Here is a 24,208-nt window from a genome sequence, read left to right as displayed (position 1 = left end):
CGGGGGCGCCCACCGCTATATGAAGGCACGCAGAATGAGGGACAACGCAAAGATCCAGCATAGGCCCCGATCGCGGCTCTGTCCACACGAGCGGTGGACGCCGGCGCCCACCGCTCGTAGGATGAGAGATTTCGTGCTCCGGGTCTCAGCGGCCCCCGGGGCCCGGCGCACCCGGGCTCACCGGGCGGCCTCCACGGCTCCGGACTCGACGGCCTCCTCGGCGGTCGCCTGGCTCTCGGCGGCGAACGCCTCGATGGGCGGGCAGCTGCAGACGAGGTTGCGGTCCCCGGCGGCGTTCTCCACCCGGCCCACGGGCGGCCAGTACTTGGCCAGGCGCAGCTCGGGCAGCGGGTAGGCGGCCCGGGAGCGGGGGTAGGCCCGGTCCCATTCGTCGGCCGTGAGCACCTCCGCGGTGTGCGGGGCGTGGCGCAGGACGGAGTCCTCGAGCGCGACCTCGCCCTCCGCCACGGCGGTCATCTCCGCGTGGATCGCGCGCATCGCGGCCACGAACCGGTCCAGCTCCGCGAGGTTCTCGGACTCCGTGGGCTCCACCATGAGCGTGCCGGCCACGGGGAACGCGAGGGTGGGCGCGTGGAAGCCGTAGTCGACGAGCCGCTTGCACACGTCCTCCGCGGTCACCCCGGAGGCCTTCGTGAGCGCGCGGAGGTCGAGGATGCACTCGTGCGCCACGAACCCGCCGGGGCCGGTGTAGAGGGTCGGGAAGACGTCGGCGAGCCGGGTGGAGACGTAGTTCGCGCTGAGGATCGCGGTGCGCGAGGACGCGGTGAGCCCCTCCGCGCCCGTCATGGCGATGTACATCCAGGTGATCGGCAGCACCCCGGCCGAGCCGTAGCGGGCCTGGGACACGGGGAACGTCCACTCCTCGCCGTCCACGGCGCCGGGATCCCCGGGGTCGCCGGGCAGGAACGGCACGAGGTGCTCCGCGACGCCCACGGGCCCCACGCCGGGTCCCCCGCCGCCGTGCGGGATGCAGAAGGTCTTGTGCAGGTTCAGGTGGGAGACGTCCCCGCCGAAGCGGCCCGGCCGGGCGAGGCCCATGAGGGCGTTGAGGTTGGCGCCGTCCACGTAGACCTGGCCGCCTGCGTCGTGCACGGCGGCGCACACGTCGGTGATCTGCTCCTCGAACACTCCGTGCGTCGAGGGGTAGGTGATCATGATGCCCGCGAGCTCGTCCCCCACGGTCGCGATCTTCGCGGCGAGGTCCTCCATGTCCACGGAGCCGTCCCCGGCGGTGGCCACGACCACGACCTTGAGGTCGGCGAGCACCGCGGAGGCGGCGTTGGTGCCGTGGGCCGAGGACGGGATGAGGATCGTCTTGCGCTGCCGGTCGCCCCGGGAGAGGTGGTAGCGGCGGATCGCGAGCAGCCCGGCGAGCTCGCCCTGGGACCCCGCGTTGGGCTGGACGGAGACCGCGGCGTAGCCGGTGATCTCCGTGAGCCAGGCCTCGAGCTGGGTGATGAGCTCGCGCCAGCCGACGGTCTGGTCCTCGGGGGCCAGCGGGTGGATGGAGGCGAGCTCGGGCCAGCTGATGGGCTCCATCTCGGCGGCGGCGTTGAGCTTCATGGTGCAGGAGCCCAGCGGGATCATGGTCCGGTCGAGGGCCAGGTCCTTGTCCGCGAGGGCGCGCAGCCAGCGCATCATCGCGGTCTCGGAGCGATGCAGGGTGAACACCGGGTGCGTGAGGTAGGAGTCGGTGCGCAGCAGCTCGGCCGGGAGCTCCCAGGCGTCCCCCTCGCCGCCGTCGTCCGTGGCCGCGGCGCCGAACGCGGCGAGCACGGCGTCGACGTCCTGCTCGTCGTGGGGCTCCCCGACCGACACGGACACGTGGTCCGCGTCGGCCCGGCGCACGTTGATCCCGCGCTCCGCGGCGGCCGCCACCACGGCGTCGGCGCGGCCGGGGACCTCGGCCAGCACGGTGTCGAAGAACCGGTCGTGGACCACGCGGACGCCGCCGGCGGCGAGCCCGGCGGCGAGGCGGGCGGCCAGTCCGTGCAGGCGCTCGGCGATGGCGCGCAGCCCGTCCGGGCCGTGGTAGGCCGCATAGGCGCCGGCCACGATGGCCAGGAGGGCCTGGGCGGTGCAGATGTTCGAGGTGGCCTTCTCCCGGCGGATGTGCTGCTCGCGGGTCTGCAGGGCCAGCCGGTAGGCGGGCCGGCCGGAGGAGTCGGTCGAGACGCCCACCAGGCGGCCCGGCAGGTTCCGCTCGAGGCCCTTGCGGCAGGCCATGAACGCGGCGTGGGGCCCGCCGAAGAACAGCGGCACCCCGAAGCGCTGGGCGGAGCCCACGGCGATGTCGGCCCCCTGCTCCCCCGGGGAGCGCAGCAGGGTCAGGGCCAGCAGGTCGGTGGCCACGGCCACGAGCGCACCCCGCGCGTGCGCCGCCTCGGCGGTCTCGGCGAGGGGGACGACCTCCCCGTCGACGCCCACCTGGCTCAGGACCACGCCGAAGAGGTCGCCGTCGGGCAGCCCCTCGGCGAGGTCGGTGACGACCAGTTCGATGCCCACGGCCCGGCAGCGCCCGCGCAGCACGGCGAGGGTCTGGGGAAGCGTCCTGGCGTCCACGACGACGCGCCGGCTCGTGGCCCTGCGGTTGGACCGGTGCATCATGAGCACGGCCTCGGCCACCGCGGTGGCCTCGTCCAGCAGGGAGGCGTTCGCCAGGTCGAGACCGGTGAGGTCCATGACGGCGTTCTGGAACGTCAGCAGCGCCTCCAGGCGTCCCTGGGAGATCTCGGCCTGGTACGGGGTGTAGGAGGTGTACCAGGCCGGGTTCTCGAGGATGTTGCGGCGCAGCGCGGGCGGGGTCACGGTGTCCGCGTAGCCCTGCCCGATCATCTGGGTCATCACGCGGTTCTTCGCGGCGACCCGGCGCAGGGCCGTGAGCGCCTCGTGCTCCGACAGCGGGGCGGGAAGCTCCAGGGGCTGGTCAGAGGTGATGCCTGCGGGCACGGCGCGGGCGACGAGCTCGTCGAGATCGGCGGCGCCGACGACCTCGAGCATGCTCCGGGTCTCGGCGGCGTCCGGTCCGAGGTGGCGTGGCAGGAAGGACAAGGTCAGCTCCTCGTGGGTCGGGGCCCGTCCGGTCTCCCCTCCGAGGCCCCCACCCGCGCGCTCCGCCGGCCGGGCCGCGCTCGGCGGCGGTCGGCACTGCGGCGCACGGGCGGCCGATGTGGTTGTGCGCCCAGTCTCCCACAGAACGGCCGGGCACGGCACGAGGCCCCGGACGCCGTGCGTCCGGGGCCTCGCTGGAGCGTTCGCCGAGGGAACGCGTCCGGGGTGCTGCTGGGTCCTACTTGAGGGTGACGGTGGCGCCGGCGCCCTCGAGGGCCTCCTTGGCCTTGTCCGCAGCCTCCTTGTTGGCGCCCTCGAGGACGGCCTTGGGGGCCGAGTCCACGAGGTCCTTGGCCTCCTTGAGGCCGAGGGAGGTCAGCGCGCGGACCTCCTTGATGACCTGGATCTTCTTCTCGCCGGCGGCCTCGAGGACGACGTCGAACTCGGTCTGCTCCTCGGCCTCCTCGGCGGCGGCGGCCGGAGCGGCGGCACCGGCGACGGCCACGGGGGCGGCGGCGGTGACGTCGAAGGTCTCCTCGAAGGCCTTCACGAACTCGGAGAGCTCGATGAGGGAGAGCTCCTTGAACGCGTCGATCAGTTCAGCGGTGGTGAGCTTGGCCATGGTTGTGGCTCCTTTTCGATGGTGTGCCCCGGCCGGGTTTCGTCGGCGCGGGACGGTCTGGTTCCGTGGTGAGAATGTGCCTCGCGGCGGGGATGCTGGTCAGGCGTCCTGCTCCTCGACCTTGGCGCGCAGCGCCTCGGCCGTGCGGACCGTCTTCGACAGCGGGGCCTGGAACAGCGCCGCGGCCTGGGACAGGGACGCCTGGGCGGCACCGGCCACCTTGGCCAGCAGCACCTCGCGGGACTCGAGGTCCGCGAGCTGCTTGATCTCCGCGTCGTTCAGGGCCTTGCCCTCGAGGTAACCGCCCTTGACGACGAGCTGCGGGTTCGCCTTGGCGAAGTCACGCAGGCTCTTGGCGGCCTCGACGGGGTCCCCCGAGATGAAGGCGATCGCGCTCGGGCCGGCGAGCTGGCCGTCGAACGCGTCGATGCCCAGCTCCTTGGCCGCGATCGCGGTCAGCGTGTTCTTCACCACGGCGTATTCGGCGTTCTCACCGAGCGAGCGGCGCAGCTCCTTGAGCTGGGCCACGGTGAGGCCGCGGTACTCAGTCAGGACAGCGGCGTCCGAGCTGGAGAACATCTCCTTCAACTCGGCGACCGCGGCTGCCTTTTCCGGGTTCGCCATGGTACTCCTTCCGGTCTTCGATGCCGGTCGCTGCCGGAAGGGCCCGGGCACAGAAAAAGCCCCGCGCAGATGCCCGGGGCTCGGCGTCGCGCCCCGTGCAGGACGGGACGTGCTCGCTGTGCTGGTTCACCTGCGCTGGCGGTTCCTGGCGGAACTCTTACGGCGGTCCTCCCGTGATGCGCGCTCCGAAACGGGGTGCACGGGCAGGGGGGACCACGACCGGCGGTCTTTGGTGGGTCCCACGCTACCCGAGGGAGCCGCCGCGGCCAAATCGGGGCCGGCCCGTTCGTCGGTCCGGCCGCCGGTCCCGCGCGGTCGCTCAGGCCGCGGGGAAGTCCCGGGCCCACACGCCGCTGCGCCCGGCCACCCGGAAGCCCAGTCGCCCGTTGACCCGGCTCATCCGGTCGTCGCCGCTGTGGCTCCAGGAGTAGACCGTGCGCACGCTCGGCGCCAGCCGCTCGAGCTGCTGCAGGTTCGCCAGCTTCAGCCGGGTGGCGAGCCACCGGCGGCGGTGCTCGCGCAGGACCACGGTCTCGTCCTGCATGCCGATGGGCGGGGCCTCCCCCGCCAGGACGATCTCGGTCATCCCGACGAGCCGCCCGCTGGGCTCGTGCTCGGCCACCGCCACGAGGGACCGGTTGCCCGCCTCGGCGCGCAGCTGCTCGGTGCGCCGCACGCGCTCGGCGTCCCAGGGCTCGGGGTCGGCGGGGACCACGGGGGCCAGGAAGGAGTCGGCGGCCATCCGCGAGTGCAGGGCGGCGAGCTCGTCGAGCCGTTCCTCGGGGGCGGGCCCGCTCCAGACGTGGATCCGGTAGGGCTCCGGCGCCGGCGAGGCGGCGACCTCCCGCAGCAGGGCCTCGACCCTCCGGGGCGGCAGCGGGACGTCCAGCACCCCGAAGTCGCTCACCGACTCGAGCCGGTAGCCGGCGCTGAGGGCGAAGCGGGTCTGCCGGTTGGACACGGGCAGCCGGCCCGAGCCGTCCGCGGCGTCCACCCACTCGACCATGCCCGGCGTGATCAGGGGGAAGACCCCGGTGACGCTGCCGTCGCCCTGGATCTCCTGCGGCCCGGGGTGCTCGGTCTGGATCCGCAGGTGCCGCCGGGACTCTCCCACGGCGAGCTGCTCGGCGGCGGCCAGCAGCTCGGTGCCGGTGCCCTGGGAGGTGACGTCGGGGTCCACGTCGACGGTGATGTGGGCGGAGTCGGTGAGCGCGACCAGGGGCATCCGGACCTCGGCGCGCCCCGTGAGCCGGTCCTGGGTCCACGCGAGCAGGACGACGACGCGCTCGAAGGGGTCGTGCAGGTCCCGGTAGAGCTCCTGGGCGTCGCCGGTGAGGTCCGAGATCCCCCACACGTGCTGCCGGGACCGGCGCACGAGCTCCGCGACGCGCCCCAGCAGCTGCTGGGCGGCGTCGTCGAACTCGTCGGGGATGCGCATCAGCTCGATGCGCACTGGGGGGTGCTCGCTCACGTGGGGATCTCCGTTCCGTGGGCGCCGACGGGCTACCGCCGGCTGCTGGGTCGTGGGAGGACTGCTCCCGTCGGACGGCAAGGGGCCCGGCCGCATCGGCCGGGCCCCCACCCGTCGGAGCCCCGCGGGCTCCGGTGCACGGCGTCAGGCGCCGACGACGACCTCGGTGACGTTCGGGTCGACCGGGATGCCCGGGCCGAACGTGGTCGAGACGGTCGCCTTCGTGATGTAGCGGCCCTTCGACGCGGAGGGCTTCAGGCGCAGGATCTCCTCGAGGGCGGCGCCGTAGTTCTCCGCGAGCTTCTGCACGTCGAAGGACGTCTTGCCCACGATGAAGTGCAGGTTCGAGTGCTTGTCGACGCGGAAGTCGATCTTGCCGCCCTTGATGTCGTTGACGGCCTTGGTCACGTCCATGGTGACGGTGCCGGTCTTGGGGTTCGGCATCAGGTTGCGGGGACCGAGGACCTTGCCCAGGCGGCCGACCTTGCCCATCATGTCCGGGGTCGCCACGGCGGCGTCGAAGTCGGTCCAGCCGCCCTGGATGCGGGCGATCAGGTCGTCGGAGCCGACGTGGTCCGCCCCGGCCTCCTCGGCGGCGGCGGCCTTGTCGCCGGTCGCGAAGACGACGACGCGGGCGGTCTTGCCGGTGCCGTTGGGCAGGTTCACGGTGCCGCGGACCATCTGGTCGGCCTTGCGGGGGTCGACGCCCAGGCGGAGGACGACCTCCACGGTGGAGTCGGTCTTCGCGGTGTCGAGCTCCTTGGCCAGGGCCACGGCCTCGGCCGGGGCGTACAGCGCGCCCTCGTCGATCTTGGCGGCGGCCGCCTGGTATGCCTTGCTGCGCTTTGCCATCTGCTTCTTCTCCTTGTGCAGTTGTGGTCTGCGGGCCGCGCTCGGCCCTGCCACGTCAATATCGGTGGGTGGTGTCAGCCGAGGCTGATCACTCGACCTCGATGCCCATGGAGCGGGCGGTGCCGGCGATGATCTTCGCGGCGGCGTCGACGTCGTTGGCGTTGAGGTCTTCCTTCTTGGTCTCGGCGATCTCGCGCACCTGGTCCATGCTGAGCTTGCCGACCTTCTGGGTGTGCGGGACGCCGGAGCCCTTGGTGATGCCGGCGGCCTTCTTGATCAGCTGCGCGGCGGGCGGGGTCTTCGTGATGAAGGTGAACGAGCGGTCCTCGTAGACCGTGATCTCCACGGGCACGATGTTGCCGCGCTGGGACTCCGTGGCCGCGTTGTAGGCCTTGCAGAACTCCATGATGTTCACGCCGTGCTGACCGAGGGCCGGGCCCACGGGGGGCGCCGGGTTGGCGGCGCCTGCCTGGATCTGCAGCTTGATGAGGCCGGAGACCTTCTTCTTCTTGGGAGCCATGTGCTGGTCCTTCTTCTGCTGGACGTACCGGCGCACAGGAGCGTACGACGGCGGGTGGCCGCCGTGGCGCGGCGGCCGGGCGGTCCCGGCGGCGAAGCATGCGCCGCGGGGGCCGGGAACTGGGGCGGGCCGGAGCGGCCCGCGGGGCTCAGATCTTGGAGACCTGGTTGAAGCCGAGGGTCACGGGGGTCTCGCGCTCGAAGATCGACACGAGGACGACGAGCTGCTGGGACTCCACCTTGATCTCGGAGATCGTGGCGGGGAGGGTCTCGAACGGGCCCTCCTTGACGATGACGGACTCGCCGACCTCGAAGTCGACGTCGACCTGCGGCTGCGCGCTGGGCTGGGCCGCCGTCTCGCCGCCCGCGCCCTGCGGGGCCTCGAAGACCGGGTTGAGCATCTCGAAGACCTCGTCGAGGCGCAGCGGCACGGGGTTGTAGGCGTCCTGTCCGACGAAGCCGGTGACGCCCGGGGTGTGGCGGACCGCGCCCCAGGAGGCGTCGGTGAGGTTCATCCGCACCAGGACGTAGCCGGGGATCCGCACCCGGCGCACGATCTTGCGCTGGGCGTTCTTGATCTCGACGACCTCCTCCATCGGCACCTCGATCTGGAAGATGTCGTCCTCCATGTTGAGGGACTGGATGCGGGTCTCGAGGTTCGTCTTCACGCGGTTCTCGTAGCCGGCGTAGGTGTGGATGACGTACCAGTCACCCTCCTGGCGGCGCAGCTTCGACTTGAACTCCTCGACGGGGTCCACGGCGGGCGCCTCGTCCTCGGCGGCCGGGGCCTCCTCGGCGGGGACCTCGTCCTCCGCGGGCCCGTCGGCCTCGGGGCCGGCCGGCTCGGCGGGAGCCGCGTCCGCGGCCGCCGGGGCCTCGTCCGGCTCGTGGGCGGCCGCGAAGTCGTCCTCCTGCACGGAGGTCTCGGCCTCCGGCAGCTCCGGAGCCTGCTGGTCGACCTCGGCCGGTGCCTCGGTGCCGTTTTCGAGCTCGTGCTCGGTCACTGGATCTCCCTCACGTTCTTTCGTGGATGTCGTGCTCTGCTGGGTCACGGTGGCCGGCCGTGCCGGTCCGTGCGCCGCCCGGATCAGCCGGCGGCGTCCCCCTCCCCGAAGATCCACAGGGCGGCCTGCCCGAACCCGAGGTCCAGGACCGAGATGAGCACCATCATGAACGCGACGAACACGAGGACGACCAGGACGTAGTTGACCAGTTCGTGCCGGGTGGGGGTGACGACCTTCCGGAGCTCACCCACGACCTGGCGCAGGAACAGGAACAGGCGCCCGAAGACACCGCGGGGGCTCTCGGCCCCCTGCTCCGGGGGCTGTCCCGACGCCCGGCCGGCGGTGGTCTGCGACATCGGCTCTCCCTGTGTGGACTCGTGCGTGCCGCGCGGTGCTGCCGGCCCGCCGTCGCCGCGGCCGCTCCCGGCACCCCGGTCCGGGGTGCCGGGAACCGCCCCGGACTGGAGCAGGGCAGACAGGACTCGAACCTGCAACCTGCGGTTTTGGAGACCGCTGCGCTACCAATTGCGCCACTGCCCTACGTGCCTCGCGAACTCGCCCGGCGTCGGAACACCGGCCTCGATCGCTCGGACCCGGTCACCGACTCTACCATCCGGCCCCGCCGCGACGGCGCGGCGGAGCAGGCGTCGATGACATCAGTGGACCATCCTAGGCGACCCGGGCGGCGGGGTGCAATCCGGGCGGGACGGGCCGCCCGCGCGCCGGATCCGCCCGCCGGACCCCCGAGTAGCATGGGGGCGTCCGCACCGCCGCCGCCGCACCCGGCGGAAACCGTCCGTTCCCCTCCAGGAGGCCCCCGGTCATGACCACGTCCCGCATCTCCCGGCGCGTCGGCGCCATCGCAGAGTCCGCGACGCTCGCCGTGGACGCCAAGGCGAAGGCGCTCAAGGCCGCCGGCCGCCCCGTGATCGGCTTCGGCGCCGGAGAGCCCGACTTCCCCACGCCCCAGTACATCGTGGACGCCGCCGCGGCCGCCCTGCAGGACCCGGCGAACTTCCGGTACACGCCGGCCGCGGGCCTGCCCGAGCTGCGGAAGGCGGTCGCCGAGCAGACCGCCCGGGGCTGCGGGTACACGGTGGAGCCCTCCCAGGTCCTCGTCACCAACGGCGGCAAGCAGGCCGTCTTCGAGGCCTTCGCCACGGTCGTGGACGAGGGCGACGACGTCCTGCTGCCGGCCCCGTACTGGACGACCTACCCCGAGGCCATCAAGCTCGCCGGCGGCAACCCGGTGGAGGTCTTCGCCGGGCCGGAGCTCGGCTACAAGGTCACCCCCGAGCTGCTCGAGGCCGCGTGGACCGAGCGCACCAAGGCGCTGCTGTTCTGCTCGCCGTCGAACCCCACCGGCGCCGTGTACTCCCCCGAGGAGACCGCGGCCGTGGGCCGCTGGGCGGCGGAGAAGGGGATCTTCGTGCTGACCGACGAGATCTACCAGCACCTCACCTACGACGGCGTGCCGTTCACCTCGATCGCCGCCGCCGTGCCGGAGCTGGGCGAGAACGTGGTGGTCCTCAACGGCGTGGCCAAGACGTACGCGATGACCGGTTGGCGGGTGGGCTGGATGATCGGGGCCCCCGACGTCATCAAGGCGGCCACGAACCTGCAGTCCCACCTGACGTCCAACGTCAACAACGTGGCCCAGCGGGCCGCGCTCGCGGCGGTGTCCGGCCCGCTCGACGAGGCCCACCGGATGCGGGAGGCCTTCGACCGCCGCCGCAAGGTCATGGTCGAGGCGCTCAACGCCATCGACGGCGTGGAGTGCCCCACCCCGACCGGCGCGTTCTACGCCTACGCGGACGTGCGCGGCCTGCTCGGCCGGCGGTTCGGCGACGCGACGCCGCAGACCTCCGCCGAGCTCGCGGAGCTGATCCTGGAGGAGGCGGAGGTCGCCGTGGTCCCCGGCGAGGCCTTCGGCCCCTCCGGCTTCCTGCGCCTGTCCTACGCCCTGGGCGACGACGACCTCGCCGAGGGCCTGCGCCGGCTCCAGGAGTACCTGGGGGGCGCCGCGTGAGCGCCCTCGACCGCGCCGTGGCCGCGGCGGAGTCCGTGCCGGCGGCGGCCCTCGTGAGCGCGGGTCTGATCGGCGGGTACGCCACCGCCCGGGCGACCGGTGTGCGCCCCCTGGGCGGTGCGGTGCTGGCCGCCGCCGGCGCCGCGGCCGCCCACTCGTGGTGGCACCGCGGGGGGCCGGGGACCACGGCCGCGCTCGGCGGGCTCTACGTCCTCGGCTTCGGGCTCTCCCACCCGCTGGCCAGGCGGATCGGGGCCTGGCCCTCCGTCCTCGCCGTGACCGCCGTCAACGCCGCCGCCAACGCCGTCCTGGTGGACCGTCCCGACCGCTGAGCCGGGACCGCCCCGCCGACGGCGCCGCCCGCCCCTGGCAGGGACGGGCGGCGCCGTCGCGCACGGTCCGCGCCTCAGTCGCCGACGGCCTCCAGGCCGCGCCGGACGATCAGCGGATCGGGGGGATAGACCACGTCCGGGTCCTTGTCCTCGTAGTCGAACTGGTCCAGGAAGAAGCGCATCGCGTTGAGCCGGGCCCGCTTCTTGTCGTTGGACTTCACCGTGATCCACGGGGCGTGGTCGGTGTCGGTGCGCAGGAACATCTCCTCCTTGGCGTCCGTGTAGTCCTCCCAGCGGTCGAGGGAGGCGAGGTCCATGGGCGAGAGCTTCCAGCGCCGCACGGGGTCGATCTGGCGGATCGCGAACCGGGTGCGCTGCTCGTGCTGGGTGACGGAGAACCAGAACTTCGTCAGGTGGATGCCCGAGTCCACGAGCATCTTCTCGAAGACGGGCGCCTGCGCCATGAACTGCTCGTACTGCCGGTCCGTGCAGAAGCCCATGACGCGCTCGACGTTGGCGCGGTTGTACCAGGAGCGGTCGAACATCACGATCTCCCCGGCGGTGGGCAGGTGCTGGATGTAGCGCTGGAAGTACCACTGCCCCCGCTCCCGGTCCGAGGGCTTGGTGAGGGCGACGACGCGGGCCGCGCGCGGGTTCAGGTGCTCGGTGAAGCGCTTGATCGTCCCGCCCTTGCCGGCGGCGTCGCGGCCCTCGAACACGATGACGTGCTGGAGGTCGTGGTCCTGGCCCCAGTACTGGAACTTCAGCAGCTCGATCTGCAGCCGGTACTTCTCGAGCTCGTACTCCTCCCGGCTCATCCGCTCCGCGTACGGGTAGTCCTCCCGCCAGGTCTCCACCGCCGAGCCCCCCGGATCGATCAGGTCCGGGTCCGGGGACTGCCCGTCCCGCACCGTGTACCCCTGGTCGACCAGCTTGTCGATGAACTCCCGCAGGTTCTCCCGGGCCGGTTCTCTGTCCGCGCTCAACGCCATCCCTCCTCGCGGGCCCGGCGGGGCCCTCCCCGGCAGTCTAGGCCGGGGACGCGGAGGGGCGCCGGGGCCAACACGTCCGGGCCGGGCCCTGCCGCCGGGGGCCGTACTCACTAGACTGGGCGTGCCGGTGCACGTCCGGCCGCCACGCACGCCCCGCCCACCCGGAGGAGACTGTACGGATGAAGATCGGACTGCTGACCAGCGGCGGGGACTGCCCCGGACTCAACGCGGTGATCCGCGGCGCCGTGCTGCACGGGATCAAGACCTACGGGCACGAGTTCGTGGGCTTCCGCGACGGCTGGCGCGGGGTGCTCGAGGGCGACATCATGGATCTGCCGCGCACCCGCGTCCGCGGCCTGGCCCGCGAGGGCGGCACGATCCTGGGCACCTCCCGCACCAACCCCTACTCCGGCCCCGGCGGAGGGCCCGAGAACATCGGCGTGATGCTCGAGCGCCACCACATCGACGCGATCGTGGCGATCGGCGGCGAGGGCACCCTGGCCGGGGCCGCGCGGCTGGCCGAGGCCGGACTGCCCGTGATCGGGGTCCCCAAGACCATCGACAACGACCTGCAGGCCACCGACTACACCTTCGGCTTCGACACCGCGGTGCAGATCGCCACCGACGCCATGGACCGGCTGCGCACCACCGGGGAGTCCCACCACCGGTGCATGGTCGCCGAGGTCATGGGCCGCCACGTCGGCTGGATCGCCCTGCACTCGGGGATGTCCGCCGGGGCGCACGCGGTGCTGATCCCGGAGCAGCAGGTCTCCATGGACCAGGTCTGCACCTGGGTCACCGAGGTCCACGACCGCGGCCGCTCCCCCCTGGTGGTGGTCGCCGAGGGCTTCATCCCCGAGGGCCACGGGGACGTGCTGGCCGGCAAGGGGGTGGAGGACTCCGGGCGGCCCCGCCTGGGCGGGGTCGGGGAGTACGTCACCGAGCAGATCGAGGCGGCCACCGGGATCGAGACCCGCAACACCATCCTGGGCCACATCCAGCGCGGCGGGGCCCCCACGGGTTTCGACCGGGTGCTGGCCACCCGCTTCGGGCTGGCCGCGGTGGACCTGGTGCACGAGAGGGGCTGGGGGCAGATGGTCGCCATCCGCGGCACCGACCTCGTCCGGGTGCCCTTCAGCGAGGCGCTGGCCGGGCTCAAGACCGTGCCCCAGCACCGCTGGGACGAGGCCAAGGTCCTCTTCGGCCGCTGAGCCGCGCGGACGGGCTCCGGGGCGTGCCCCCCCCGGGGGCCGCCGGCCCCGCCGGACCGCGGACCCGGAGCCCGCGTTCCCGGGGGCGCCGGCGTCCGGGCGCGAGCTAGGAGCGGGGGCCCCGGAGGAAGCCCGTCTGCCGGCCGACCACCTGCCCGGCGTCCGGCGGGACGACGACCTGCTGTGCGGCGGCCCACCGCTGCTCGCCGTCCGTGACCACGAGCTGGGCGGCCGGGTCGACGGTGCGCTTGAGCACGGCGAGCGCGATGGGGCCCTGCTCGTGGTGCAGCTGCACGGACGTCACGCGGCCCACCGTGCGCTCCCCCGCGACCACGTCGGCCCCCGCGGCGGGCAGCGTGTGCTCCGAGCCGTCGAGGTCGAGGAGCACCAGCCGGCGGGGCGGGTGCCCGAGGTTGTGCACCCGGGCGACGGTCTCCTGGCCCTTGTAGCAGCCCTTGGCCAGGTGCACGGCGGTGCGCAGGAGGTCGAGCTCGTGCGGGATGCTCCGCTCGTCCGTCTCGGCGCCCCGGCGCGGGCGCCAGGCGGCGATGCGCAGCGCCTCGGCGGCCCAGGCGCCGGCGAGCGGGAGGTCGCGGGTCAGGCTGTCGAGCTCGTCGCGGGGCACGAGGTGCTCCCACCAGGTGCGCTCCTCGCCCGGGTGGGGGCCGTGGAGGTCGGCGTAGCTCCAGCCGCCGGGGGCGATCTCGGGCCAGGGGTCCCGCCACACGACGGTGGCGGGCAGGCCCGGCACGGGTCCGGTGGCCCCGAGCACGGCCCACTGCCCGGTGCGGTCCTCGATCTCGACGCGCAGCGCGAAGCGCATGGACTCCAGCCACGCCAGCAGGGGCGCGGTCTCGTCGGCCTCGGTGAGCAGCCACGTGGTGGTGCCGTCGTCGACCACGTGGGGGGCGTACTCGATCCTGCCCTGCACGGACAGGAAGAGGGTCTCGGTGCTGCGCCCGGGCTCCAGCCCGGTGAGCACCTGGGAGGAGAGCGTGGTGAGCCAGCTGAGCCGGTCGGGCCCGGTGACGGTGACGACGCCCTTGTGGGAGAGGTCCACGACGGTGCCGGGGGTCCGCACGAGCGAGCGCTGCTCGCGCAGCGGGTCGCCGTAGTGGGCGGCCACCCCGCGGTCCAGGTGCTCGGCCTCCACGGCGCCGGGGCGCAGGAGCAGGGGGGAACGGTGGTCGGTCACGGGCATCAGCCGATCTTCCGCAGCTGCGCGGAGGCGTGGGTGGCCAGCGGCTCACCGAGGGCGGCCATGTCCCAGGCCCAGAACAGGTCGCCGTGCACCAGGCCGTACATGCGGGTCGAGGAGCTGTACTCCTTGGCCCCGCGGGCGCGGATCACGGCGTCGGTGGCGAGGTCGATGCGGGGGCCCTTGATCTGCCCGGCGTAGAGCTCGGCGATGCCGCCCGGGTGGGTCAGGGTCACGAGGACGTCGAAGCCGCCGTCCGCGTTGCGCATCCGCTCCACGTCCTCCGCGCCCTGGAGCACGGGCACGAGGTCCGGCGGGAGCATCCCGGGTCCCACGTCGCCGTCCTCGAGGGTGCGATCGAGCTGCCAGAACCCCTGCTCCACGGTGGCCGGGCGCATCGGCTGCCCCTCCTCGTCGAGGAGCGTGGTCTGCGCCCGGTACTCGAGGAACGGCAGGCCGTTCTGCTCGAAGGTCACGCGCTGCCGGAAGGGCCGCTGCTCGACCTCGCCGTAGCCCATGAAGCCGTCGCCCTCCCAGGTGCCCAGCAACCAGGCGAACGGGACGAGCTCGGGGGTCAGATCCGAGGGGATCTCGATGGGCACGGGACTAGTGCTGTCCCTTGAACAGGCCCAGGACCACCTTGAGGGAGATCCCGGCGATGAACAGACCGGAGATGCCGAGCAGGGCGAGGTAGAAGATTTCGAGTGCAAGCATGGCCCTAAACTACCACGGTGCTCACGAGCCGGGCAGTGAACACGGCCCCCACCCCGAGGAACGCCACGGGGGTCACGCCGAGCGCCACGACGCCGCGCTTGGGCGAGCTCTTCGGCGCCGCCGCGATGACGCGGCCGCCCACGAGGGCCACGAGGGCGGCCAGGACGGCCCCGACCACCACGAGCAGCACGGGGTCGGAGCCCGTGGCCCGGTAGTCGCCGGCCAGGGCGATCCAGCCGGAGGAGCTGACCGCGGCGAGCACGCCGGCCGTCGAGGCGATCGCGGACTCGAGCCGGTGCTCGGCGCCCTCGCCCCGCACCAGCTCCGCCGCGAACACGGTCATCAGGGCCACCCCGACGACGGCGGGCAGCCAGACGAGCTGCTGGCCGGGCAGGAACTGCACGAGCAGGGCCGCCGCGACGCCGGCGGCGCTCATGATCACGTTGTGCCGGTGCCTCGCCTCGATGCCGGTGGCCGCCGGCCAGCCGAAGCCGATCACCACGGACATCCCCAGCGCCAGGACCAGCGGCGCGGGCCCGGCGACCGCGACCGCGGCCAGGGCCGCCACGAGGCCGGCCACGCTGCACGCGGCGATCATGGCGTATCTCATGGCGATCGGGCTTCCTGCACTGTCGAGGGCCGGGACCTGCGCCCGGGCGGACACGAGCAACGATAGCGGCTCGCCGCCCCGGCGCGGGCGACGCCCGGACGGGACGGGGGCACAGGACGCTCCGGGCCGGTTGCGTCGCGGGGCCGGCCGCCTGCCCGCACCTATACTGACAGCTCAGTCCGTACGCCAGAGTGGAGAAGCACGAGTGTTCCAGATCCTGATGCTGACCGACGCGGACGGACCCTCGGCATCGGTGCTCCCGGCCCTCGACCTGCTCAACCACAAGGTCTCGGTCGCCCCGACCCGGACCGCCTCGGGCAGCCTCGACGGACGCTCCCCGGACGTGGTCCTGCTGGACGGGCGCACCGATCTGATCACCGCGCGCAACCTGGCGCAGCTGCTCACGGCCAAGGGCCTGGCGGCGCCGCTGCTGATGGTCCTCACCGAGGGCGGCATGGCGGCGGTGGCCGCGAACTGGATGGTCGACGACGTGGTGCTGGACACCGCCGGTCCCGCGGAGGTCGAGGCCCGGCTGCGCCTCGCCTCCTCCCGCACGGCCGAGGTCCCCGAGGACGACACCCGGATCCGGGCCGGCTCCGTGGTCATCGACGACGCCGCCTACTCCGCGCACGTCAACGGCCAGCCCCTGAACCTGACCTACAAGGAGTTCGAGCTGCTGAAGTACCTGGCCCAGCACTCCGGGCGGGTCTTCACGCGCGCCCAGCTGCTGAGCGAGGTCTGGGGCTACGACTACTACGGCGGCACCCGCACCGTGGACGTCCACGTGCGGCGGCTGCGCGCCAAGCTGGGCGCCGACCACGAGCACCTGATCACCACGGTGCGTAACGTGGGCTACAGCTTCGCCACGACGCGGGCCCGGGAGGGCTGAGCACCGTCCGTCCCGGCCCGCCCGTTCCGCACCCCACGCAGGAGGTCCCCATGTCCCAGCCCGTGCCGTACGACCTCGACCGGCCGGAGGCCCCGCCGGCCGAGGCGATCGTGGAGCTCGCCTCCCGCGCCGCCGCCGCGGACGGCGACCCGCCGTTCTCCGACCAGACCCTGGTCGACCTGCGCTCGGCCCCGGACGGAGGGGTCAGTACCGTCCTGGCGCGCTCGCGCGGCGGGGAGCTCCTCGGCGCCGCCGTGCGCGTGCCCGAGCCCGACGGCGCCCAGCTCGTGGAGCTCGTGGTCGATCCCGCCCACCGCGGCGCCGGGATCGGCACGGCACTGGCGTCGGCGGTGGCCGCCGGCACCACCGGCACGGTGCGGGCCTGGGCCCACGGCGGCCACCCCGCCGCCGCGGCGCTCGCGGCCCGGCACGGCCTGTCCCCCGCCCGGGACCTGCACCGGCTGCTGCGCCCGCTGCGCGGCGCGGCGGACCTCCCCCTCCCCGAGGAGATGCCCGCGGGCTTCCGGCTGCGGGCGTTCGAGCCCGGCCGCGACGAGCAGGAGTGGCTGCGGGTCAACGCGGCGGCGTTCGCCGGGCACCCCGAGCAGGGCCGGATGACCCTCGACGACCTGCGGCAGCGGGAGACCGAGCCGTGGTTCGACCCCGCCGGCTTCCTGCTCGCGGTCCGGGAGGACGAGCCGGGGACGGTGGCCGGCTTCCACTGGACCAAGGTCCACGCGGGCGGCGCCGACCGCGGCCCGCTCGGCGAGGTGTACGCCGTCGGCGTGGCGCCCGGGCACCAGGGCACGGGCCTGGGCCGGGCCCTGACGGCCGCCGGCGTCAACCACCTGGCACGGCAGGGCCTGGACGAGGTCATGCTCTACGTGGACGGCGACAACGCCGCCGCCCTGCGGCTGTACGAGGCCCTGGGGTTCCGGCCCTGGCACCTCGACGTGATGTACGCCGGGGACCTGCCCGCCTGACCCGCACCGCCCGCCCCGCGCCGGGACCGCCCCGACACGCCACCACGAGACAGGACCGTGATGACCACGCACCAGCAGGACACCCCGCAGTCCGCGCCGGCCCCCGGCGCGCCCGGGGTCCCGCCCGGCGGGCCCGCGCCGGACGAGCCCCCCGTCCCCGACGGCGCGGCCGCCCGGGGCCACGGCGACCGGGACCGGATCGACGACCCGGTGCCCGCGGCCCGGCAGGTGCTGGAGGGCCGGCACGGCCCCGAACGCTTCCTGGACCGCGAGGCGAGCTGGGTCGCGTTCAACTCCCGGGTCCTGGAGCTCGCGGAGGACCCGGACCTCTTCCTCCTGGAGCGCGTGCACTTCCTGTCCATCGTGGCCTCCAACCTGGACGAGTTCTTCATGGTCCGGGTGGCGGGGCTCAAGCGGCGCATCGCCACCGGCATCGCCCGGCCGGCCGCCTCCGGGCACTCCCCCGCGGAGCAGATGGCCACCATCGCCGCGCGCGCCCACGAGCTCCAGGAGCGGCACGCGAGGGCCTTCCACGACCTGGTGCGGCCCGAACTGACCCGGCACAACATCCACCTGGTCGGCTGGGAGGACCTCGACGCCGCCACGCGGGAGCGGCTCACCCGGGACTTCCACCGCCAGGTGTTCCCCATCCTCACGCCGCTGGCCGTGGACCCGGCCCACCCGTTCCCCTACATCTCCGGGCTGAGCCTCAACCTGGCCGTGATGGTCCGCAACCCGCAGTCCGGCAAGCGGCTGTTCGCCCGCGTGAAGGTCCCGGACCAGCTGCCCCGGCTGCTCCCGGTGGACGGGGCCCGCGCCTCCCGGCTGCCGAACGGCCAGGCCCGGTTCATCCCGCTCGAGGACGTCATCGCCCAGCACCTGGACGATCTGTTCCCCGGGATGGAGGTCGAGGAGCACCAGGTGTTCCGGGTGACCCGCAACGAGGACCTGGAGGTCGAGGAGGACGACGCCGAGAACCTGCTGCAGGCGCTCGAGAAGGAGCTGCTGCGCCGCCGCTTCGGTCCCGCGGTGCGCCTGGAGGTCACGGACAGCATCAGCACGGAGGTGCTCGAGCTGCTCGTCTCCGAGCTGGGCATCGACGAGTCCGAGATCTACCGGCTGCCCGCCCCCCTGGACCTGCGCGGACTGGGGGTCATCGCCGGGATCGACCGCCCGGAGCTGCACTACCCCCGCCACGTGGCCCACACCTCCCGCTACCTCAACGCCGCGGAGACCGCCAAGGCCGCGGACGTCTTCGCCGCGACCCGGGCCCGGGACGTGCTGCTGCACCACCCCTACGACTCGTTCGCCACGAGCGTCCAGGCCTTCCTGGAGCAGGCCGCCGCGGACCCGAAGGTCCAGGCCATCAAGCAGACCCTGTACCGGACCTCGGGCGACTCCCCCATCGTGGACGCGCTCATCGACGCCGCCGAGGCCGGCAAGCAGGTGCTGGCACTCGTGGAGATCAAGGCCCGCTTCGACGAGCAGGCCAACATCTCCTGGGCCCGCAAGCTCGAGCAGGCCGGGGTGCACGTGGTCTACGGCATCGTGGGGCTGAAGACCCACTGCAAGCTCTCCCTCGTGGTGCGCCAGGAGGAGCACGGGCTGCGCCGCTACGTGCACATCGGCACCGGCAACTACCACCCCTCCACCGCGCGCTTCTACGAGGACCTGGGCCTGCTCACGTGCGACCCCGAGGTCGGGGAGGACGTCTCGAGGCTGTTCAACCAGCTCTCCGGCTACGCCCCCAAGACCACGTTCCAGCGCCTGCTCGTGGCGCCGCGGTCGGTGCGCTCCGGGCTCATCGACCTCGTCGAGGCCGAGATCCGCCACCACCGGGCCGGCCGGCCGGCGCGGATCCAGGTCAAGTGCAACTCGATCGTGGACGAGGCCGTGATCGACGCCCTGTACCGGGCCTCGCAGGCCGGGGTGCCCGTGGACGTGGTGGTCCGCGGGATCTGCGCCCTGCGCCCGGGGGTGCCGGGGCTCAGCGAGAACATCCGGGTCCGATCGGTGCTGGGCCGGTTCCTGGAGCACTCCCGGGTCTTCGCGTTCTGCAACGCCGGCGCGCCCCTGGTCTACATCGGCTCGGCGGACATGATGCACCGCAACCTGGACCGCCGGGTGGAGACCCTGGTCCGGATCACCGACCCCCAGCAGGCGGAGGCGCTCGTGCGGCTGCTCGCCCGCTACGTCTCGGACGGCACGGCCAGCTGGCACCTGGACGCCGAGGGCGTGTGGACCCGCCACCACCGGGACGCCGAGGGGAACCCGCTCGTGGACGTCCAGGAGCACCTGCTGCGCAGCCGGGCCCTCGGCCGGCCCACGATCTGAGGCCGGTCCCGGGCGCCCTCGCCCGGTCCCGCCGAGGTCCCTGCCCCGTGGGACCACTCGTCCGGCTCGGTGCCCTTGGCCCGGTGCCGCTCCTGTGATGGGCTGATCGCGGGCATCCACCCCTCCCCGACCGAAGGACCGCCATGCGCAAGCTGATCAACGACCCCGCCGACGTCGTCGAGGACCTCATCACCGGGCTCACCGCCCGCAACCGCGACCTCGCCCGGGTGACGGGCTGGCCCGTCGTCGTGCGGACCGAGCGAGCGGACGGGAAGGTGGCGCTGATCTCGGGCGGGGGCTCCGGGCACGAGCCCGCCCACGCCGGGTTCGTGGGCCGCGGCATGCTCGACGCCGCCGTGTGCGGGCCGGTGTTCACCTCCCCGTCGGCGGACGCCGTCCAGGCGGCGCTGCAGGCGGTCGGCGAGGACCGGGACGTCCTGCTCATCGTGAAGAACTACACCGGGGACCTCCTGAACTTCGGCCTGGCCGAGGAGACCGCGCAGGCCTCGGGGCGGACCGCGGCCACGGTCGTCGTGGCCGACGACGTCGCCCTGGGCGACTCCGCCGGCGCTGGCCGCCGCGGGATCGGCGGGACGGTGCTGGTGCACAAGATCGCCGGCGCCGCGGCGGAGTCCGGCCGCGGGGTCACCGACATCCGGCGCCTCCTCGAGGAGTTCCTGCCGGGGATGGGCACCATGGGCGTCGCCCTGGGCCCCGGCTTCGTCCCCGGTGCCGACGCCCCCAACTTCGACCTGGCCGAGGACGAGGTCGAGTGGGGGCTGGGCATCCACGGCGAGTCGGGCAAGGAGCGCGGCACGGCCGACTCCGCCCGGCACGTCGCCGCCCGGCTGGTCGACGCCGTCGTGGCCGACCGGGGGCTGCGGGACGGAGACGCCGTGGTCGCGCTGGTCAACGGGCTGGGGGCCACGCCGCCGCTGGAGCTGGAGATCCTGGCGGGCGAGGTGCTCGCAGCCGCCCGGGGGCACGGGCTGGACGTGCGCCTGTGCTGGTCCGGGACGCTGCTCACCAGCCTCGACATGCCCGGCGCCTCCGTCACCCTGGCCCGCGTGGACGACGAGCTGCTGGAGCTGCTGGGTGCCGACACCGACGCTCCCGGCTGGGCGAGGCCCACCGTGCCCGCCGGATCGCCGCGGGAGACCACGGTGGATCTGCCCGACCCCCTGGCCGAACTGGCCGGCGCCGACCGGATCGACCCCGCGGTCCTCGACGCCCTGTTCCGCGCCGTGGACGCGGTCGAGGAGGCGGAGCAGCGGCTCACCGAACTCGACCGGAAGGTCGGCGACGGGGACCTCGGGACCAATCTCGCCCGGGGCGCGAGGGCGCTGCGGACGCGTCGGGAGCAGCTCGGCGCGGCCCCGGACCTGCGCACTTGGTTCCGGGCCGTCGCCCACGTGCTGCAGCACGAGGTCGGGGGGACGTCCGGGCCCCTCTACTCTTTCTTCGTCCTGGCCCTCGGCGAGGCGTTCGAGCCCGGAGAGCGCGAGGTCCGGCTGGAGGCCCTCACCGCGGGCTTCCAGGACGCGGTGGCTCGTCTGCAGGAGCTCGGCGGCGCCCGGGTAGGGGACTCCACCATGATGGACGCGCTCATCCCCGCCGCCGAGGCCCTGGGCGGCGTCCCCGCGGACGGCCGCGATCCGCACCGGCTCGCGGCCGAGGCCCTCGTCCGGGCCGCGGAGGGCACGGAGGCAACGACGGGAGCGGTCGCCGGGCTGGGCCGCTCCAGCTACGTGGGAGAGCGAGCCGTCGGCACCCCGGATCCCGGGGCGGTGGCCGTCACCGTGTGGCTGGAGGCCGTCCTGCGCCCGTGGGCGGACGGCTGATCCGCACCCCGCCCCCGGGGACGGGTCCTCGAGCCCCGGCGGCAGGTGATCGAGTCCGCCGGCAGCACGCCCAGGACCCAGGGGGTCGGCGGTAGCATCGTGGGGGTGCCACCCGATGGTCCGGACCGCGGGCCCCGGCACGCCCGTGCACCACGGACAGGGGACGAGAGAGGGACCATGCCCAGGACCGTCGAGAACACCGCAGCGACCAGCACCGAGAAGGCCGCTGAGAAGACCACTGAGAAGACCGCTGAGAAGGCGGCTGTGAAGACCGCCGCGAAGGCCGCGGAGCGGACCGGCGACAGAACCGCAGTGAGGACCGCCGTGCGGACCGCGGGGAGGACCTCCGGGCCGGGCCCGGACGGGAGCACCGGCAGGGCGGGAACGAGGACCGGTGCGAGGAGCACGGCGGCGGGCGGACGGCCCGCCGCCGTGCTCGCGGCCGGGTGCCTGTGCTGGCGACGGACGGGCAACGACCTCGAGGTCCTGCTCATCCACCGGCCGCGCTACGACGACTGGTCCTTCCCCAAGGGCAAGCAGGACGAGGGCGAGACGCTGCCCGAGACCGCCCACCGGGAGGTCAGCGAGGAGATCGGCCTGCTCCCGCGGCTGGGGGTGCCCCTGCCCACCATCCGCTACGAGGTCAAGGACGGCAGCAAGGACGTGCACTACTGGGCCGCGGAGTTCGGTCCCGGGGCGCGCCCCGAGCCCGACGGCCGGGAGGTCGATGCCGTCCGCTGGGTCGGGCCCGACGAGGCGCACCGGATGCTGACCAACCCCTCCGACCGGGAGCCGCTCGCGGCCCTCGTGGAGCTGCACGAGCAGGGGGACCTCGCCACGCGCCCGGCGATCGTCGTGCGCCACGCCAAGGCGAAGCCGCGCTCGTCCTGGTCCCGGGCCGAGGGCGACCGCCCCCTGGCCGCGACCGGCAAGCGCCAGGCCCTCGCCGTGACCCGGCTGCTGCGGGCCTGGTCCCCCGAGCGGGTGCTCACGTCCCCCTGGCTCCGGTGCCTGTCCACGGTGGTGCCGTACGCGCGGAAGGCCGGGGTCTCCGTGCGGGAACGCCCCCAGCTGACGGAGGCCTCGCACAAGCGCCATCCCAAGAAGGCGGCCGCCGTGGCCCAGACCATGTTCGACAAGGACGTCCCCGTGGCGCTGTGCACCCACCGCCCGGTGCTGCCCACCGTCATCAAGGTCATCGCCCGGCACACGGACCCCGAGCTCGCCGCGCTGCTGCCGGCCAAGGACCCGTACCTGTCCCCCGGCGAGATGATCGTGCTGCAGGTCTCCCGCCGGCACCGCCGCCGCGTGGTCTCCGTGGAGCTCGTGAAGCCCTTCGACGACTGACCTCCCGCCCGGCCCGCCACGAGGTCCCCCGCCACGCCCCTTTCTGCCGCGTCCCCTTCCGCCACGAGCCTTCCCGAGGAGTCCCGCATGACCTCCCCCGCCCCCGTGCCCGCCCCGGTGCCGACGCCCTACGAGGACCTCCTGCGGGAGGTCCTCGACCAGGGCGTGCACAAGTCCGACCGCACGGGCACCGGGACGCGCAGCGTCTTCGGGCGCCAGATCCGCTTCGACCTGGCGGAGTCCTTCCCGCTGCTGACCACCAAGCGCGTGCACTTCAGGTCGCTCGCCCTCGAGCTGCTGTGGTTCCTGCGCGGGGACTCGAACGTGCGGTGGCTGCAGGAGCGCGGGGTGTCCATCTGGGACGAGTGGGCCGACCAGGACGGGGAGCTCGGCCCGGTCTACGGCGTGCAGTGGCGGTCCTGGCCCACCGCCGACGGCGGGTCGATCGACCAGATCGCCAAGGTCGTGGAGCAGATCCGCACGAACCCCGACTCGCGGCGCCACGTGGTGACCGCGTGGAACCCGGCCGAGGTGGACGAGATGGCCCTGCCGCCGTGCCACGCCCTGTTCCAGTTCTACGTCGAGCCCCGGGAGGACGGACCGGGCCGGCTGTCCTGCCAGCTCTACCAGCGCTCCGCGGACATGTTCCTGGGCGTGCCGTTCAACATCGCCTCCTACGCGCTGCTCACCGTCATGATCGCCCAGCAGACCGACCTCGAGCCCGGGGAGTTCGTCTGGACCGGCGGCGACTGCCACGTCTACGACAACCACGTGGCGCAGGTCCGCGAGCAGCTCTCGCGGGAGCCCTACCCCTATCCGCGGCTGCGGCTCGCCCGGCGCCCCGCCACCGTCTTCGACTACGAGTTCGAGGACTTCGAGGTCCTCGACTACCGCCACCACCCGGCGATCAAGGCGCCGGTGGCCGTATGAGCGCCGCCCCGGACCCGGCGCGCCCGCCCGGACCCACCGGGACGGTCGGGGCGATCTGGGCGCAGACCGCCGGCGGTGTCATCGGCCGCGGCGGGACGATGCCCTGGTCCCTGCCGGAGGACATGGCCTTCTTCCGGCGCACCACGACCGGCCACCCGGTGATCATGGGCCGGCGCACGTGGGAGTCCTTCCCGGAGCGCTTCCGCCCCCTGCCCGCACGGACCAACATCGTGATCACCTCGTCCCCCGAGCGCGTGGCCCCGGGGGCCGGGCCCGGCGAGGTGCTGACCGCGGCGTCCTACGCCGAGGCCGTGCGCCTGGCCCGGTCGAGCCCCGGCGCGGAGCGGATCTGGGTGATCGGCGGCGGCGAGGTCTACCGGCAGGCCCTGGCGGACGCCGAGCACCCCGTGACGGAGGCGCTCGTGACCGTCATCGACCTCGACGCCGAGGGGGACACGCACGCCCCGGTGCTCGACGGCACGTGGGCCACGGAGCCGGTCGTGGGTCCGTCGGTGTCCCGCACCGGCCTGGGCTACCGGATCGACCGGCGCACGCGCGGCACGCACGGGGACAGGGCCGGCGTGCGCGGTTCCGGTGGCCCGGCGGCTCCGGTAGCGTGAGCTGCACCACGACC

At 73.7% G+C, this 24,208-nt stretch carries 22 protein-coding genes and 1 tRNA gene; 10 read left to right on the top strand and 13 right to left on the bottom strand.

The window, feature by feature from the left end; genetic code table 11:
• Positions 1 to 177 precede the first annotated feature (177 nt).
• The 9 genes from gcvP to ACPYN7_RS01085 all read right to left on the bottom strand — a co-directional run bounded on the left by gcvP (position 178) and on the right by ACPYN7_RS01085 (position 8,704).
• On the bottom strand, positions 178 to 3,072 hold the full coding sequence (gene gcvP / locus ACPYN7_RS01125; protein WP_058872513.1) for an aminomethyl-transferring glycine dehydrogenase: 2,895 nt from the start codon (positions 3,070 to 3,072) through the stop codon (positions 178 to 180).
• A gap of 238 nt (positions 3,073 to 3,310) precedes the next feature.
• Positions 3,311 to 3,694, bottom strand: a complete 384-nt coding sequence (gene rplL, locus ACPYN7_RS01120) for a 50S ribosomal protein L7/L12 (protein WP_058872512.1) — start codon at positions 3,692 to 3,694, stop codon at positions 3,311 to 3,313.
• Positions 3,695 to 3,793: 99 nt separating this feature from the next.
• Positions 3,794 to 4,318 (bottom strand): 50S ribosomal protein L10, encoded by a 525-nt coding sequence (gene rplJ, locus ACPYN7_RS01115; RefSeq protein WP_424346447.1) that lies wholly within the window; start codon positions 4,316 to 4,318, stop codon positions 3,794 to 3,796.
• A gap of 319 nt (positions 4,319 to 4,637) precedes the next feature.
• On the bottom strand, positions 4,638 to 5,789 hold the full coding sequence (locus ACPYN7_RS01110; RefSeq protein WP_424346446.1) for a GNAT family N-acetyltransferase: 1,152 nt from the start codon (positions 5,787 to 5,789) through the stop codon (positions 4,638 to 4,640).
• Between the two features lie 144 nt (positions 5,790 to 5,933).
• The gene (gene rplA / locus ACPYN7_RS01105; RefSeq protein ID WP_058872509.1) at positions 5,934 to 6,641 is read right to left on the bottom strand and encodes a 50S ribosomal protein L1; all 708 of its coding nucleotides are present in this window, start codon (positions 6,639 to 6,641) and stop codon (positions 5,934 to 5,936) included.
• Between the two features lie 88 nt (positions 6,642 to 6,729).
• Positions 6,730 to 7,161, bottom strand: coding sequence for a 50S ribosomal protein L11 (gene rplK, locus ACPYN7_RS01100; RefSeq protein WP_058872508.1), 432 nt, complete (start codon positions 7,159 to 7,161; stop codon positions 6,730 to 6,732).
• A gap of 148 nt (positions 7,162 to 7,309) precedes the next feature.
• Positions 7,310 to 8,164, bottom strand: coding sequence for a transcription termination/antitermination protein NusG (gene nusG, locus ACPYN7_RS01095; protein WP_058872507.1), 855 nt, complete (start codon positions 8,162 to 8,164; stop codon positions 7,310 to 7,312).
• Between the two features lie 83 nt (positions 8,165 to 8,247).
• Positions 8,248 to 8,520, bottom strand: a complete 273-nt coding sequence (gene secE, locus ACPYN7_RS01090) for a preprotein translocase subunit SecE (RefSeq protein WP_058872506.1) — start codon at positions 8,518 to 8,520, stop codon at positions 8,248 to 8,250.
• 111 nt (positions 8,521 to 8,631) lie between these two features.
• Positions 8,632 to 8,704, bottom strand: a tRNA-Trp gene (locus ACPYN7_RS01085).
• Positions 8,705 to 8,987: 283 nt separating this feature from the next.
• Between ACPYN7_RS01085 and ACPYN7_RS01080 the strand changes: the two genes are divergently transcribed.
• Both ACPYN7_RS01080 and ACPYN7_RS01075 read left to right on the top strand, forming a co-directional pair.
• Complete coding sequence (locus tag ACPYN7_RS01080) at positions 8,988 to 10,193, top strand: pyridoxal phosphate-dependent aminotransferase (RefSeq protein ID WP_424346445.1); 1,206 nt, start codon at positions 8,988 to 8,990, stop codon at positions 10,191 to 10,193.
• The gene (locus ACPYN7_RS01075; protein WP_424346444.1) at positions 10,190 to 10,525 is read left to right on the top strand and encodes a hypothetical protein; all 336 of its coding nucleotides are present in this window, start codon (positions 10,190 to 10,192) and stop codon (positions 10,523 to 10,525) included. Before ACPYN7_RS01080 ends, ACPYN7_RS01075 begins: the two co-directional genes overlap by 4 nt.
• A 74-nt stretch (positions 10,526 to 10,599) precedes the next feature.
• Here the strand turns inward: ACPYN7_RS01075 and ppk2 are convergent, their stop codons facing one another.
• Positions 10,600 to 11,517, bottom strand: coding sequence for a polyphosphate kinase 2 (gene ppk2 / locus ACPYN7_RS01070; protein WP_424346443.1), 918 nt, complete (start codon positions 11,515 to 11,517; stop codon positions 10,600 to 10,602).
• 179 nt (positions 11,518 to 11,696) lie between these two features.
• Between ppk2 and ACPYN7_RS01065 the strand changes: the two genes are divergently transcribed.
• Positions 11,697 to 12,728: a 6-phosphofructokinase gene (locus tag ACPYN7_RS01065; protein ID WP_424346442.1), complete on the top strand. Its 1,032-nt coding sequence runs from the start codon at positions 11,697 to 11,699 to the stop codon at positions 12,726 to 12,728.
• Between the two features lie 106 nt (positions 12,729 to 12,834).
• Here ACPYN7_RS01065 and ACPYN7_RS01060 read toward each other — a convergent pair whose 3' ends face one another.
• The 3 genes from ACPYN7_RS01060 to ACPYN7_RS01050 all read right to left on the bottom strand — a co-directional run bounded on the left by ACPYN7_RS01060 (position 12,835) and on the right by ACPYN7_RS01050 (position 15,250).
• On the bottom strand, positions 12,835 to 13,929 hold the full coding sequence (locus ACPYN7_RS01060; RefSeq protein WP_058872502.1) for a YgfZ/GcvT domain-containing protein: 1,095 nt from the start codon (positions 13,927 to 13,929) through the stop codon (positions 12,835 to 12,837).
• Positions 13,929 to 14,528 carry an FABP family protein gene (locus tag ACPYN7_RS01055; protein WP_424346441.1) on the bottom strand — a complete coding sequence of 200 codons (600 nt, stop codon included), beginning with the start codon at positions 14,526 to 14,528 and terminating at the stop codon, positions 13,929 to 13,931. Before ACPYN7_RS01055 ends, ACPYN7_RS01060 begins: the two co-directional genes overlap by 1 nt.
• 116 nt (positions 14,529 to 14,644) lie before the next feature.
• Complete coding sequence (locus tag ACPYN7_RS01050) at positions 14,645 to 15,250, bottom strand: hypothetical protein (protein ID WP_368824760.1); 606 nt, start codon at positions 15,248 to 15,250, stop codon at positions 14,645 to 14,647.
• 205 nt (positions 15,251 to 15,455) lie between these two features.
• On the opposite strand from ACPYN7_RS01050, the gene ACPYN7_RS01045 reads away from it, so the two are divergent.
• The 7 genes from ACPYN7_RS01045 (at position 15,456) to ACPYN7_RS01015 (ending at position 24,194) form a co-directional block, all read left to right on the top strand.
• On the top strand, positions 15,456 to 16,139 hold the full coding sequence (locus tag ACPYN7_RS01045) for a response regulator transcription factor (RefSeq protein ID WP_157571239.1): 684 nt from the start codon (positions 15,456 to 15,458) through the stop codon (positions 16,137 to 16,139).
• Positions 16,140 to 16,189: 50 nt separating this feature from the next.
• Positions 16,190 to 17,122, top strand: a complete 933-nt coding sequence (mshD, locus tag ACPYN7_RS01040) for a mycothiol synthase (protein WP_424346440.1) — start codon at positions 16,190 to 16,192, stop codon at positions 17,120 to 17,122.
• Between the two features lie 60 nt (positions 17,123 to 17,182).
• Entirely contained in the window at positions 17,183 to 19,456 is a 2,274-nt protein-coding gene (locus ACPYN7_RS01035; protein ID WP_424346439.1) for an RNA degradosome polyphosphate kinase, read from the top strand.
• Between the two features lie 143 nt (positions 19,457 to 19,599).
• Positions 19,600 to 21,297, top strand: a complete 1,698-nt coding sequence (locus tag ACPYN7_RS01030; protein WP_424346438.1) for a dihydroxyacetone kinase family protein — start codon at positions 19,600 to 19,602, stop codon at positions 21,295 to 21,297.
• Positions 21,298 to 21,474: 177 nt separating this feature from the next.
• The gene (locus ACPYN7_RS01025; protein ID WP_231738230.1) at positions 21,475 to 22,644 is read left to right on the top strand and encodes an NUDIX hydrolase; all 1,170 of its coding nucleotides are present in this window, start codon (positions 21,475 to 21,477) and stop codon (positions 22,642 to 22,644) included.
• A gap of 87 nt (positions 22,645 to 22,731) precedes the next feature.
• Positions 22,732 to 23,574, top strand: a complete 843-nt coding sequence (locus tag ACPYN7_RS01020) for a thymidylate synthase (protein ID WP_424346437.1) — start codon at positions 22,732 to 22,734, stop codon at positions 23,572 to 23,574.
• A complete protein-coding gene (locus ACPYN7_RS01015) occupies positions 23,571 to 24,194 on the top strand; it encodes a dihydrofolate reductase (RefSeq protein WP_424346436.1) in 624 nt (207 codons plus the stop codon). The genes ACPYN7_RS01020 and ACPYN7_RS01015 overlap by 4 nt, the downstream gene beginning before the upstream one ends.
• The last annotated feature ends 14 nt before the right edge of the window (positions 24,195 to 24,208 follow it).

The sequence above is a fragment of the Kocuria sp. CH-021 genome (assembly GCF_049716185.1).
GTDB classification, from domain to species: Bacteria; Actinomycetota; Actinomycetes; order Actinomycetales; family Micrococcaceae; genus Kocuria; species Kocuria cellulosilytica.
The sequence above is the reverse complement of the archived record's forward strand: the minus strand, read 5'-3'. Positions and strand labels throughout refer to the sequence as shown.

What these genes read in the sequence shown, in the direction of transcription:
- rplL (WP_058872512.1), bottom strand. Translation starts at nt 3,694, where the DNA reads ATGGCCAAGCTCACCACCGCTGAACTGATCGACGCGTTCAAGGAGCTC.
- rplJ (WP_424346447.1), bottom strand. Translation starts at nt 4,318, where the DNA reads ATGGCGAACCCGGAAAAGGCAGCCGCGGTCGCCGAGTTGAAGGAGATG.
- rplA (WP_058872509.1), bottom strand. Translation starts at nt 6,641, where the DNA reads ATGGCAAAGCGCAGCAAGGCATACCAGGCGGCCGCCGCCAAGATCGAC.
- rplK (WP_058872508.1), bottom strand. Translation starts at nt 7,161, where the DNA reads ATGGCTCCCAAGAAGAAGAAGGTCTCCGGCCTCATCAAGCTGCAGATC.
- secE (WP_058872506.1), bottom strand. Translation starts at nt 8,520, where the DNA reads ATGTCGCAGACCACCGCCGGCCGGGCGTCGGGACAGCCCCCGGAGCAG.
- ACPYN7_RS01080 (WP_424346445.1), top strand. Translation starts at nt 8,988, where the DNA reads ATGACCACGTCCCGCATCTCCCGGCGCGTCGGCGCCATCGCAGAGTCC.
- ppk2 (WP_424346443.1), bottom strand. Translation starts at nt 11,517, where the DNA reads ATGGCGTTGAGCGCGGACAGAGAACCGGCCCGGGAGAACCTGCGGGAG.
- ACPYN7_RS01065 (WP_424346442.1), top strand. Translation starts at nt 11,697, where the DNA reads ATGAAGATCGGACTGCTGACCAGCGGCGGGGACTGCCCCGGACTCAAC.
- ACPYN7_RS01060 (WP_058872502.1), bottom strand. Translation starts at nt 13,929, where the DNA reads ATGCCCGTGACCGACCACCGTTCCCCCCTGCTCCTGCGCCCCGGCGCC.
- ACPYN7_RS01050 (WP_368824760.1), bottom strand. Translation starts at nt 15,250, where the DNA reads ATGAGATACGCCATGATCGCCGCGTGCAGCGTGGCCGGCCTCGTGGCG.
- mshD (WP_424346440.1), top strand. Translation starts at nt 16,190, where the DNA reads ATGTCCCAGCCCGTGCCGTACGACCTCGACCGGCCGGAGGCCCCGCCG.
- ACPYN7_RS01035 (WP_424346439.1), top strand. Translation starts at nt 17,183, where the DNA reads ATGACCACGCACCAGCAGGACACCCCGCAGTCCGCGCCGGCCCCCGGC.
- ACPYN7_RS01030 (WP_424346438.1), top strand. Translation starts at nt 19,600, where the DNA reads ATGCGCAAGCTGATCAACGACCCCGCCGACGTCGTCGAGGACCTCATC.
- ACPYN7_RS01025 (WP_231738230.1), top strand. Translation starts at nt 21,475, where the DNA reads ATGCCCAGGACCGTCGAGAACACCGCAGCGACCAGCACCGAGAAGGCC.
- ACPYN7_RS01020 (WP_424346437.1), top strand. Translation starts at nt 22,732, where the DNA reads ATGACCTCCCCCGCCCCCGTGCCCGCCCCGGTGCCGACGCCCTACGAG.
- ACPYN7_RS01015 (WP_424346436.1), top strand. Translation starts at nt 23,571, where the DNA reads ATGAGCGCCGCCCCGGACCCGGCGCGCCCGCCCGGACCCACCGGGACG.